Genomic DNA, 12,920 nt, shown 5'->3' with positions numbered 1-12,920 from the left:
TCACTATAATGAAATCACTTACAAAAACAAAAAGAGGTGTCGACAAATGAAAAAGATGAAATCCCTGGTGAGCGTTCTGACTGCAGCGGCATTGTTCGGAGCATTGGCGGCGGGCTGCGGCAGCTCCGGCGAAACGGAGCAGGGAGCCTCGCCTACTGCGGTCCCTACCGCAGAGGTGAAGCCTGTGCTGAAGGTGCTGATGCCCTACCAGACCTTTGACCCCAATACAGACCCGGCGGTGAAGCGGATTAAGGAGAAAACCGGCTATGAGGTGGAATATTTCCTCCTGCCCAAGGACAATGCGGACCAGAAGCTGATGCTGGAGATGGCCTCCGGCGGCGAATACGATATTGTCCGGCTGTCCACGGCCCAGTTCTCCCAACTGGCAGGCAACGGCTCCTTGGCTCCCCTGGATGAGCTGCTGGCCAAGGACGGCAAGAACATCAAGGCCGCCGTCTCCGATATGGGCTGGAAATCGGCCTCCGCCGGAGGCAAAACCTACGGCATCCCCTTCGAGGGCGGCGGAGACATTGACAATCCTTACGGCTTGCTCCAGGGCGGAGTAGGGGTGCGGACCGATGTGCTGAGCGAGCTGGGTCTGCAGATTCCCAAAGACCTGGACAGCTTCTACGCCTTTCTGAAGAAGATCAAGGAGGCAAAAAATATCGTTCCCATGACAGGAAGGGCGGAGGACGGCTTCAATTCGATCATTGGAAGCGCCTTTGGCTTGGGCACGGCCACCTGGTACGAGGTGGACGGCAAGCTGGTGCCCCGGGTGCAGATGCCCCAATACAAGGAGTATCTGGCGTTTATCAACAAGCTATACAGCGAAGGGCTGATGGATAAGGATTTCCCCATCAACAAGTCGGAGAACGCCAAGCAGAAATTTACCTCCGGCAAAGCGGCATCGCTGGTACCTTCCTACTTCTACGACATACCCGACCTGCTTCCGGCGCTGGCGCAGAACAACCCCAAAGCGGAGATGGATTTCGTTACCGTGCTGGCGGGGGCAAACGGCAAACCCTACCTGACCCAGAGGAAGGAGGCCCAAACCTATGAGGCCATCCCGAAAACCTCCAAAAACGCCGAGCACGCCATGAAATTCATGAACCTGCGGGCTGATCCGGAGATTTTCGTCAGCACCTATCTGGGAGAAAAGGGCGTTCATTACGAGATTAAAGACAATAAGTATTTCCCCATACTGCCCGCCTTCGACGAGCTGAAGAATTCCAAGCAGTTTACCGGAACCGTCAACGCCGGCAAGGAATTTTCCATGTGGCAGGCCCGTGCCCGGAAAACACCGGAAATGGCTGCCTCCTATGAGAAAATGAACAGCACCATCAAGAAGGATTGGGTGCATCCGGACTATACCAACTACGCCACCAACCTGCCGGAGGTGCAGAAATACAGGCTCTCCCTGGATAAAATGGAGAAGGATTTCCTGGTCAAGGCTATGGTGGAGACCAAGGATCTGAACAAGCTGTATGCGGATTTCGTTGCCGAGTGGCAGAAGCAGGGCGGAACGGAAATGACCAACGCCATCAACGCCTGGTATGCCGAGAATAAAAGCGCGATGAAATTCTGATTGCGTCCATAATAAGAAGAGGGGACCGTCAGCAGCTGCCGGTCCCTTCTGCAGCTTTAACCGAACTGCCCTGCCGCAAAAAAACGGAACAGACTTTGGGGCGCTGTTTTTGCTACAATGATGAAAAAGGGGTGAGCAGCATGGCGTACCGGATGATGATTGTGGATGATGAAGTGTCAACCCGCTCCGGACTGAGGGACTGCTTCAACTGGTCCGTCTACGGAATCGAGGTGGTGGGGGAGGCCGGGGACGGCGCCAGCGGTCTGGAGCTGTTCCACAAGCTGAAGCCCCATATTGTGCTGACGGATGTTAAGATGCCCAAGATGAACGGAATTGAATTCGCCAGGAAAATCCGGGAGCTGGACGCGGATGTGAAGATTGTGTTCATCAGCGGCTACGACGATGTGGATTATCTCAAGTCCGCCCTGCGGATGGATGCGGTGGATTATGTGCTGAAGCCCATTAACCGCAATGAAATGGCCACGGTTTTCGATAAGGTGGTGAAGCTGGCCGACTCGGAAAAGGAGCAGCAGGAAATGCTGGGGCGGATGAACGCCCGCCTTGCCCAAAGCCTTCCGCTGTTAAGGGAGCGTTTTTTGGCGCGGCTATTGCAGGATGGCGGGACGCAGCCGGGGGATGTGGAGAAGCAGCTGGACTTTCTGGAGCTGTCCTTTCCCCGGGAGGCGGTGTACTCCACCATTCTGATCAGTCTGGACGACCAGGAAATCCTCTTCGAGCGGCTGTCTCCCCGGGAGGTGGAGCTGACCTCCTTTTCCATCCAGAATATTTGCCAGGAAATTGTCAGCCGTTATATGCACGGATATGTGTTCGAGCATCAAAAAGGGGAATTTGCCGCCATTCTGTGTATGAAGGAAGAGGCGGAAAAGGATTCCCTGTATGAAATGCTGACGGAAATCAAAAACAGTCTGGATGATTTTCTGCAAAGGCTGATGAATCTCAGCATCTCCATCGGGGTGGGCAGCTCCGTCCGGCGGCTGGAGGAATTGAGCCAATCCTTCGGCCATGCCGGAGACGCTCTGCACCAGAAGCTTTTTCTCGGCAAGAACCGGCTGATTCTGATTGACCAGCTGGATATGCCCGGGGACTGGGATTTCCGGACCGTGCGCAAAACCTGCGACAAGCTGCCCGCCCTTCTGAAGGGTTCGGATGAATCGGCCATGATGGCCTATGTGGACGGCCTGTTTAAGGAGCTGCTCCGCAACCGCAGGCTGAATCTCAAGTATTGCCGCCTGATTTGTCTGGACCTGCTGCTCCTGACCTCCCAGTTTCTGCTGGACATCGATCTGGCCCATGAGGAGCTGGACCAGGCGGAGGAGACACTCCGCGACGGCATTATGAAGCTGGAAACCATCGGCGACATGAAGGAGGCATTGACCGGGTATCTCGGCCTGGTCTGCCGCCACATCGGGGAACGGAAAACCAACAAATCCAGAAACGTCATCGAACGGATCAAAGCCGTCATCGAGGCCCGCTTCCATGAAAATCTCACCATCTCCGACGTTGCCAAGGAGGTGTATCTGACCACCACCTATGTCTGTCTCATTTTCAAACAGGAAACCGGTTACACTATCAATGATTATCTCACCAAAATGAGAATGGAGGCAGCCATGGGGATGCTCAAGGACCCGGGCCGCAAGCTGCATGACATTTGCTATGCCATCGGTTATTCCGAACCCAGCTATTTCAGCAAAATGTTCAAGAAATATACGGGTTTAAGCCCCAGCGAGTACCGCAACATGCATGGGTAGCAGGGGCGCTCCCAAGGAGAGAAGCATACCATGCCCAATCATGCGGCAGCAAAGCTCTTCCGCAATATCCGTCCTTTCCTCAGCCTGTTGGCCAGACACAAGCGGATTTGGATCGCTTATTTCGTGTTGGTGCTGGTACCCGCGCTGCTGTTCCAGAAGATTTATTCCGACCGCTCCGCCACGGCCATGAAGACGGAGGTGACCAACTCCATTCTCCAGGCCATCCGCCAGGTGGAGGCGAATATTTCCTACCGGATGTCCAATGTGAAGGAGATGTCCGATCTGCTGTTCATGAACCCGGATTTTCACACACTGGTAGGCCGTTCCGCTGCGGAGGGAGGTTTGCCGGTGCAGATCGACGATCAACGCCAGCTTTATAAAATGATTATCGGCTTGGAAAACAGGGACGAGGTGCGGAAGGTGCGGCTGTTTGTGGACGGGCGCAAAATCTACGCCTCGGATAACAATAATTTCTTCGATATCGGCCTCGTGGCCGACCAGGACTGGTACCGCCGGACCGCCGCCAACAACGGGAAAATCTTTTGGGTGGATACGGCTTACCAGACGTACATGGATGATCCCGAGGGCATGTATGTGCTGTCCTGCGCCAGGGTGATCAAGAATCCCCAGGACTTCTCGCAGATTGCCGGCGTCCTGGCTCTGGATATGCCGGAAACCATCCTTTCTTCGGTGCTGGAGACGGCCCAATTTCCGGGGATGGATCTGTATGTGGCCGACAATTCGGGGCGGGTGATTTCCCATTTGGACAAAAGCCGCATCGGCACTACGGAATCAGACAGTATTCAGAAGGCTGTGGCCCGGGGGGAGGAGGGAGTTGAAGCGCTCCGTGATGAAGGAGCTTATGTGATCCATAAGACCATTCCTGTCACCGGATGGAAAATAACTGCCAAAATTCAGGACAGCGCCCTTATGTCCGGCCATGTCAAGCAAAGTGCGACGGCAGCCAATCTGGTGGGCATCATCACCATTCTGCTGGTTGTGTTTTTTGCCGTTTTTGTGATCTTCGCCATCATCACGGAAAGTACCATCCGCCGTATCCGGCAAATCGGAGCCTTGGTCCAAAAGGAGGGGCTGTCCAATTTGGACGGAGAGCTGCTGCAGGCCAACGGGCCGATGTTCAGTCTGGAGACGAATGTCAGCCGTCTGGTGAACACGGTGCGCAGTCTGATGGAAGAGTCCTACGAGGCCAAAGGAAGGGAGCGGGAGGCGCAGCTGAAGGCGCTCCAGGCCCAGATCAATCCCCATTTTCTGTACAATACCCTGGATACCATCAACTGGATGGCGATCCGGCGGGATGCGGATGAAATCAGCCAGACGGTGGGGGCGCTGGCCCAATATTTCCGACTGAGCCTCAATAAGGGCCGGGATATTGTGACGGTATCCGACGAGCTTGAATTGGCCAAGGCCTATCTGGAGATTCAGGCCAGCCGGTTTTCCGATATGTTTGTGTCCCGGATTCAGGTGGATGAGGAGGTGCTGGGGCTGCCCATTCCCAAGCTGAGCCTCCAGCCGGTGATTGAGAATGCCCTGCTCCACGGCATCCAGAACAAGGAGACGCCCAAAGGGATGGTGACTATCACCGGCTCCGCAACGGATAACGGGTACCGGCTGTCGGTGGCCGATGACGGGGTTGGCATGGACAAGGAAACGGCCCGCTGCATTCTGAGGGAGCCTTCGCCAGGCTCCCAGCCCGGCGGCTACGGCTTGTTTAATGTTCAGGAACGGATACGGCTTTTTGCCGGACCCGGCTCCGGGCTTGTCGTCCATTCCGCTCCGGGCGAGGGAACGGTAGTGGACATCTGTGTGGAGCTGCCCAAATAAGTATAGGATACGACAAGGAATAAAAGGAATGAACCTTCGTCTTGCCTGCCGCTGCCGCTACAATAGAGGAGAAGACGAGATTTTTGCGAGGAGCACAGGAGGTAGTGGCGATGCAGAAGCATATGCGTGAATATGATGTGGTGGTTTACGGCGGCAGCGCCGCGGGGATTATGGCGGGAGTGCAGGCTTCCCGCATGGGCATGCGGGTGCTTGTGGTGGAGCCGGGCATCCGGCTGGGCGGTCTGACCACAGGCGGGCTGGGAGCGACGGATGCCGGAGACCCGGCGGCCATCGGCGGCTTGTCGCGGGAATTTTATAACAGGCTGGGGGAGTATTACGGCCGGCCCGGCCCCGTGTGGCGCTTTGAACCCTCGGCGGCCCTGCGGGTGCTGGAGGATTATATCCGGGAGAGCGGCATGGAGGTGCTCACCGGGCGGCGTCTGAAGGAGCGCTCCGGCGTGGTTATGGACGGAACGCGGATTGCGGCGCTGGAGCTGGAGTCGGGTGAGGTATACAAAGCCAAAGTATTTATCGACGCTACCTATGAAGGGGATCTGATGGCCTGGGCCGGGGTGTCCTATACGGTGGGCAGAGAGGGCAACGGGGTTTACGGGGAATCCAATAACGGCATCCGCAAGCCGACTCCCCTTGTTCCGCATGTGGACCCGTACCGGATTCCGGGGGCGCCGGAGAGCGGCTTGCTGGACCGGATCAACCCCGATTCCGGAGGCGCCATGGGGGATGGGGACGGCAAAACCCAGGCGTACAATTACCGGATGTGCCTCACGGCCAATCCGGATAACCGGGTTCCCGTGGAGCGGCCGGAGGGGTACCGGGAGGCGGATTACGAGATTCTGTTCCGCCTTTTGGAGCAGGGCTACGAGGGGCTGGTGTTCAAGCTGACCATGATGCCGGGGGAGAAGACGGATTCCAATAACACCGGCTCCTTCTCCACGGATTACATCGGCATGAACCATGATTATCCGGAGGCGGGGTATGCCCGGCGGCAGGAAATTGCCACGGCCCATGAAACCTATCAGAAGGGGCTGATTTGGACTCTCCAGCATCATCCCCGGGTACCGGAGGCGGTAAGGCGCAAGTATGCCCCTTGGGGGCTGCCCAAGGATGAATTCCCCGAGAGCGGCCATTGGCCCTCCCAATTGTATGTCCGGGAGGCCAGACGGATGCGGGGAGAGGCGGTCGTGACGGAGCGGACGGTGAAGCGTCTGGAGACGGTGGGCGATTCCGTAGGAATGGGCTCCTACTCCATGGATTCCCACTCCACGCAATATTGCCTGGACAGCGACGGCCGGCTTTGTACGGAAGGGGGCTTTATGGCCGGGGTGCCGGCCCCTTTTCCCATCAGCTACAAGGCGCTGGTGCCCCGCCGGGAGGAATGCGCCAATCTGCTGGTGACCGTCTGTCTGTCCTCCTCCCATGCGGCCTACGGCTCCATCCGAATGGAGCCTGTGTTCATGGTTATGGGACAGGCGGCGGGAACCGCTGCGGCTCTTGCGGCGCAGGGGGGGACGAGCGTGCAGGAGGTGCCTTATGACCGGCTGCGGCCGCTTTTGGATGCCCAAGGGCTGGTGGTGGAGCTGGACCCGGATTATATAACGCCTCCGGAGGTGACGGGCAATCCCTTGTGATGGTTTGCCGGAGCGGAGGCGCAGAGGCGGTTGATTCGGGAGAGATCCATCCCTTGTGCGGCGCTCCGGCTTGGATTTGGCTTGTTGGAACAAGAAAGGAGACGGGGCATGAAGGAGAAGATTTTTGACGTGGCGGTAATCGGAGGGGGCATCGCCGGCGCTATGGCGGCCATCGCCTCCGCCCGCTGCGGGGCCAGTACGCTGCTGGTGGAGCAGTACGGCTTTATGGGCGGTATGCTGACGGCGGCGGGGGTAGGGCCGATGATGACCTTCCACTCCCGGAATACCCAGGTGGTGCAGGGGATTACCGGGGAGCTGATCGACCGCCTGGTGGCCAAGGGGAAATCCCCGGGCCATATCTTTGATACCACCGGCTATACCTATACGGTGACCCCTTTTGACGCAGAAGGGATGAAGCATGAGCTGGACCTGATGCTTCTGGAGAGCGGCGGGCAGGCGCTGTTTCATACTATGCTGGCGGGGGTGCAGACGGAGGGCGGACGCATCCGCTCCATTGACGTGTGCAACAAGGCGGGGCTTGGCCGGATCGAAGCCCGGGTGTTCGTGGACGCCTCCGGCGATGCGGATTTGTCCGCCTGGGCCGGGGTGGAGTTTGCCAAGGGCAGGGAAACCGACGGGGCCTCCCAGCCCATGACCATGAACATGAAGGTGCGGAATGTGGATATTGCCCGGGTGAAGGCGTATATCCGGCAGCACCCGGAGGAATTTCCCCGCCTGGAGGGGGATCTGGACAAGATTGACCGGGCCCCGCGCCTGTCCATCGGCGGTTATGTGAACACTATGCATGAGGCCATGGAGCTGGGAGAGCTGTCGGGGGTGCGGGATGATCTTCTGTTCTTCGAGACCAATTATCCCGGCGAGGTGATTGTCAATACCTCCCGGATCAGCGGCTTCGACAGCACCGATCCCTGGAGCCTGAGTCTGGCGGAGATAGAAGGCCGGAAGCATGTCCGGGAGCTGGAGGCTTTTCTGAAAAAACGGGTAGCCGGCTTCGAGGATGCGGTTCTTGTTTCCTCCGGGCCTTCCGTGGGTGTTCGCAGCTCCCGGCAGATCAAGGGGCTGTATACCCTGACTTTGGAGGATCTGCTGGCCTGCCGGACCTTTCCGGATACCATCGCCCATGGCGGCTATCCCGTGGACATCCATCCTCCCAAAGGGGAGCGGGAGGAGGCGTTTAAGGAGCGGGTGAAGGCCATCAAGCACCTGAAGTCCGGGGAAATTTACAGCATCCCCTACCGCTCGCTGGTAAACGGGCGCATCGCCAATCTGGTGACGGTGGGCCGCTCCATCTCCGCCACCTTCGAGGCCCAGGGGGCCATCCGGGTGACCCCCATTGCCGGGGCCATCGGCCACGGCGGCGGGGCGGCCGCCGCTCTTGCGGCGCTTCACGGCTATGAAGCCGCCTTGGTTCCTGCGGAGCTGCTTCGGGCGAAGCTCCGGGAGCAGGGAGCTTATCTGGCCGATTGAGGGGCGGGGTGTCCAAATCGGCTAACATTTGACCCAAAAAGGGTATTGAATTCCGCGCGGGGGGCCTGTACAGTAAGGTGGAATATTATCATCCCATACGAAAAGGAATGATCTTAGTGCCTATGCTGGATATGCCCCTGGAGAAACTGAAGCTCTACCAGGGAATCACCCCCAAACCCGGGGATTTTGACGCTTATTGGGAACAAGCGCTGGAGGAAATGAATGCGGTTGATCCGCAGGTAGAGCTGGTGCCGGCCGCCTTCTCCGCTCCTTTTGCCGAATGCTTCGACCTGTTTTTTACGGGAGTCCGCGGCGCTCGCGTCCACGCCAAATATATCCGCCCGAAACAGGCGGCGGCTCCTCACCCGGCGGTTCTCCATTTCCACGGGTACACCGGCCATTCCGGCGACTGGCAGGACAAGCTGCAATACGCTGCAATGGGCTATTCCTTCGCGGCATTGGATGTCCGCGGCCAGGGCGGCTTGTCCGAGGATGTGGGCGGCGTCAAGGGCAATACCCACCACGGCCATTTTATCCGCGGTCTGGACGACAAGCCGGAGAATCTGCTGTTCCGCCATATTTATCTGGATACGGCTCTGCTGGCCAAAATCGTGATGGGCTTCGATGAGGTGGACGCCTCCCGGGTAGGGGTAACAGGCTGGTCCCAAGGCGGCGCTCTGACTATCGCTTGCGCGGCGCTGGTGCCCGAGATCAAGCTGGCGGCGCCGGTGTATCCGTTCCTGAGCGATTACAAGCGGGTTTGGGAGATGGACCTGGCCAAGGACGCCTATGTGGAGCTTAAGACCTTCTTCCGCCACTTCGATCCCCAGCACAAGCGGGAGGATGAAATTTTCACCCGTCTGGGCTATATCGACATCCAGAATCTGGCTCCCCGGATCCGGGCCAAAACCTTGATCGGGGTGGGGCTGATGGACAATATTTGCCCGCCGTCCACCCAATTTGCCGCCATCAACAAAATGACGGCTCCCGTGGAAGTGGAGATTTACCCGGACTTTGGCCATGAGGGCCTGCCGGGTATGTATGACAAGATCTATACCTTTATGCAGCAGCTTTAGGCTGTTTCATAGGTTTACAGCTTTGCAGGCTTGCGGTTATCCGCAGGCCTTTTTTGGCGTTTGTCCGCGCCGTCTGCGTTAGGGGAAGACACAATTCGGACAAAATTTTCGGAGATTTTGCGGAAGCTTGAATTTTTATGGGTAAAAGACTTAAAACTACCTCACAAGGATAAGCGCCTATCGGCGTCCTTTGGCCATCTGCGTTTGTCAAGAAGTCGAGCCGCTTTCCCGCTATATACCCTTCTGAGACTTTTGAAAAAAGGAGGCTTCTCTATGAAACTGTATATCGCCGCCTGGCAGGTTATTCTCGCTGCCGTGCTGGCTCTTACTTCATCCGGCATGGGCGGAGAGCCTGGGGCTCAAACGGAGACTGTTGCTTCTGCGGCTCAGGGTTGGGATACCACTTTTATAAATACTCCGGTACCGGGCGCCCCCAAACTGATCCTTCCGCCGGGTTCGCCCAAGCTGGAGAGGGTTCTTCCTGTCGCCGCCGCTCCCGGTGCCGCCGCAGTTGCTTCAGCGCAGGCGTCTTCTTCGGTCCAGGGGACGGAGCACTCTTCAGCTTCAGCGTGGGAGTTCTCTTCGGTCCAGAGGGTGGAGCTCTCTTCAGCTCCCGCCGTAGGGAACCAGTCTGTTTTCCGGTTTGCCGTGATCAGCGATATCCATGTGGAAGCGTGGAACAAGGAATCCCATACCAAGCTCCGCAAGGCCTTAACCGATCTAAGCCAAAATGTGCCCGGACAGGCGCTGGTGATCAACGGAGACTTGGGCAACGGCTTGCCCGGGGATTACGAGACGCTGGGCAAGCTTATGCGGGAGATTCCCTACCCGGGGCAGGTGGTGTACACCATCGGCAACCATGAGTTTTACAAGGCTTGGACGGATGCGGCGGGAAAATGGAATGAGGCGGATTTTCCCAATGGGGAAACGCCGGAGGCCTCCATCGGCCGGTTTCTCCAGTTTACCGGTTATGACAAGGTGTACCATGATTCGTGGATAGAAGGGTACCATTTTATTTTCCTAGGTTCGGAAACCTACCGCCAGACGGATGACAGCTTCGCCGAGGACGCCTGGCTGTCGGAGAAGCAGCTGCAATGGCTGGAGGGGGCTATGGCAGAGAGGGCGGAGGAGGGCAAGCCCATTTTTGTGTTTCTGCATCAGCCGCTGCCTTATACGGTGGCCGGAAGCTTTACCGATTTTAACAGCAGGGCGGTGATCCAGCATGAACGTCTGAAGGAAATCCTTTCGCGTTATCCCCAAACAGTCTTTTTCTCGGGGCATTCCCATTGGGAGCTGGGCTCTCCCGGCACCTTGATCCGGGACGGCTTCACGATGGTGAATACGTCGTCGGTCCAGTCTCCGTATGATACGTCGGACACCCCGATCCCGGCGGAGGAGCAGAAAAGCGAGGGGCTGGTGGTAGAGGTCAGCGGCAACAAGGTGCACATCCGGGGACGGGACTTTACGGCAGCCGACTGGATTCCGGCGGCCAGCTACACGGTGGAGCCGTGAACGGGAAGCAAGGAGGATGTGGCGCGGCCGCTAAACTGTCGGGGGAGAGGCGGCATGTGACTGCCGCAAACTTGGGGGCGGCAGAATAGCGGAAAGCAAATTTCCGCTAATGGGATGCCCGGCCGTTTTCACCGGGATAGGGCCATCTATTTTCCGCTATTTTTAGTCCCATCATGCCGCTGCCGTGCCGCTATTGCTATCCATACGTTCCCGCCCCAATTATACCGTTACTATTGCTGCGCCGCTTCCACCACCGAGTCGCTATCGCCATCATACTGATTCCTATTGTCACGCCGCTGCCATAGTGCGTAAAAGTAAAAAAGCCGCCCGATTAGGCGGCTTTTCTTTTGCTTGCGGCGGATAAACAACAGGGCTTACTCTGTTTTGCTTCCTGCCAGGGCGCTTGCCGCCTCTGCAAACCGGGCCAGCCCTTCCTGCAGGGTTGCCCGCGGGCAAGCAAGGTTGATCCGCAGAAAGCCTTTGCCCTCGGGGCCGTAGGTGGAGCCCTCATTAAAGGCTACCTGGGCCTTGTGGTACATCAAGTCCTTGAGGCCGGCCACATCCAGCCCCAGTCCCCGGCAGTCCACCCACAGGAGGTAGGTGCTCTCCGGCACCATGGGCTTTACGGCGGGCAAATGCCGGTGGAGGTAATCCACCGCAAAGTCCAGATTGCTTTTCAGGTATACCAGGAGCTCGTCCAGCCAGGCTTCGCTTTCATTGTAGGCGGCCAGGATCATATCCGGGCTGAAAAAACCGGTCATATGCAGGGAAAGCGTCTTAATCCGGTAATCGATTTTGCGCTTCAGCTCCGGATTGGGAGTCACCATAAAAGCGGCCGGCAAACCGGGCAGGTTGAAGGTTTTGGTGGGCGCAATTGCAGTGACGGTAATCTCCGCCAGCTCCGGTGAAATGGAGGCGATGGGAATATGCTTATGCCCGGGATAGGTCATGTCGGCGTGGATTTCGTCGGACATGATGATGACGCCGTATTTGCGGCACAGCTCGCCCAGCTTCACCAGCTCTTCCCGCTCCCAGACCCGTCCGCCGGGATTGTGGGGGCTGCACAGCAGGAGCAGCTTTGCGCCTTCCTGCATCAGCTTTTCCAGATGGGCGTAATCCATTTCGTAGCGGCCGTTGTGGTGCAGGAGAGGGTTGGCGGCCACCTGGCGGCCGTTCATTTTGATCACATCATAAAAAGGGTAGTAAACGGGCGATTGAAGAATAACCGCGCCGCCCGGTTCAGTAAACAGCTCCACAGCCAGACTCAGGGCGGTGACCACGCCGGTAACGGTGGACAGCCAGCTTTTTTGGATGGGCCATTGATGGCGGCGGCTGAACCAGCCGGTAATCGCGTCCCAGCCCTCGTCGGGCATCACGGTATAGCCGTAAATGCCTTGGGCGGCGCGGCTTTCAATGGCTTTTTTGACGGCGGGCGGGCTCTCGAAATCCATGTCCGCCACCCAAAGCGGCAGAATATTGGGGTTGCCGAACAATTTCTCCGACTGGTCCCACTTGTAGGACCGGGTATTGCTGCGGTTTGGCACATGATCGAATACGGAACTCATGGATAACAGGGCCTCCTCCAATGGAAACAAACTATCCCTTAATCATGGAGGAAAACAAGGGATTTTTCAAGGGGAAATCCTATGCGGCGGAAAAGCGGCGGACACAGCGGAAGCAGATGGGCGGGATGGAATCGTAGGTGTGGATGGTGGGAATGGAGAACAGGTGGGTGTGGCGGGCAGATACGGGCGATGGAAGGCGGATGAGTGTGACAAAATACGGATGTGAGCGGTGGGAGGCAGAGGACTAAGGTGAAATGCGAGTGGGCGGGATGGGATGCAGGCGAGTGTAGTGGATGCGGATGCGGGCGAGAGATGAGTATGGTGAAATGCGGATACAAGCGGTGGAAGGCAGATGAGTATGGTGAAAGGCAGGTAGGTGTAATAGGATGCAGGTGGAGCAGCTCGAATAGCAGACGCCTATATCCGCCGGGAGA

The 12,920-nt window shown here is 57.6% G+C and carries 8 protein-coding genes; 7 read left to right on the top strand and 1 reads right to left on the bottom strand.

Features of this window, described 5'->3' with window-relative positions; all coding sequences use genetic code 11:
• The first annotated feature begins 46 nt into the window (after positions 1-46).
• The 7 genes from DQG13_RS11385 to DQG13_RS11355 all read left to right on the top strand — a co-directional run bounded on the left by DQG13_RS11385 (position 47) and on the right by DQG13_RS11355 (position 10,921).
• The gene (locus DQG13_RS11385; RefSeq protein ID WP_113019879.1) at positions 47-1,585 is read left to right on the top strand and encodes an extracellular solute-binding protein; all 1,539 of its coding nucleotides are present in this window, start codon (positions 47-49) and stop codon (positions 1,583-1,585) included.
• Between the two features lie 140 nt (positions 1,586-1,725).
• A complete protein-coding gene (locus DQG13_RS11380; protein ID WP_113019878.1) occupies positions 1,726-3,354 on the top strand; it encodes a response regulator in 1,629 nt (542 codons plus the stop codon).
• 30 nt (positions 3,355-3,384) lie between these two features.
• Complete coding sequence (locus DQG13_RS11375; RefSeq protein WP_113019877.1) at positions 3,385-5,196, top strand: sensor histidine kinase; 1,812 nt, start codon at positions 3,385-3,387, stop codon at positions 5,194-5,196.
• Positions 5,197-5,306: 110 nt separating this feature from the next.
• Positions 5,307-6,845, top strand: a complete 1,539-nt coding sequence (locus DQG13_RS11370) for an FAD-dependent oxidoreductase (protein WP_258525628.1) — start codon at positions 5,307-5,309, stop codon at positions 6,843-6,845.
• Between the two features lie 108 nt (positions 6,846-6,953).
• Positions 6,954-8,333 (top strand): FAD-dependent oxidoreductase, encoded by a 1,380-nt coding sequence (locus DQG13_RS11365; RefSeq protein ID WP_113019875.1) that lies wholly within the window; start codon positions 6,954-6,956, stop codon positions 8,331-8,333.
• A gap of 116 nt (positions 8,334-8,449) precedes the next feature.
• Positions 8,450-9,409, top strand: coding sequence for an acetylxylan esterase (locus DQG13_RS11360; RefSeq protein ID WP_113019970.1), 960 nt, complete (start codon positions 8,450-8,452; stop codon positions 9,407-9,409).
• Between the two features lie 273 nt (positions 9,410-9,682).
• The gene (locus DQG13_RS11355; protein ID WP_258525627.1) at positions 9,683-10,921 is read left to right on the top strand and encodes a metallophosphoesterase family protein; all 1,239 of its coding nucleotides are present in this window, start codon (positions 9,683-9,685) and stop codon (positions 10,919-10,921) included.
• Positions 10,922-11,295: 374 nt separating this feature from the next.
• Here DQG13_RS11355 and DQG13_RS11350 read toward each other — a convergent pair whose 3' ends face one another.
• Positions 11,296-12,486: a MalY/PatB family protein gene (locus DQG13_RS11350; protein WP_113019874.1), complete on the bottom strand. Its 1,191-nt coding sequence runs from the start codon at positions 12,484-12,486 to the stop codon at positions 11,296-11,298.
• Between the last annotated feature and the right edge of the window lie 434 nt (positions 12,487-12,920).

The sequence above is a fragment of the Paenibacillus sp. YN15 genome (assembly GCF_003285005.1).
Taxonomy (GTDB): domain Bacteria; phylum Bacillota; class Bacilli; order Paenibacillales; family NBRC-103111; genus Paenibacillus_AR.
The sequence above is the reverse complement of the archived record's forward strand: the minus strand, read 5'-3'. Positions and strand labels throughout refer to the sequence as shown.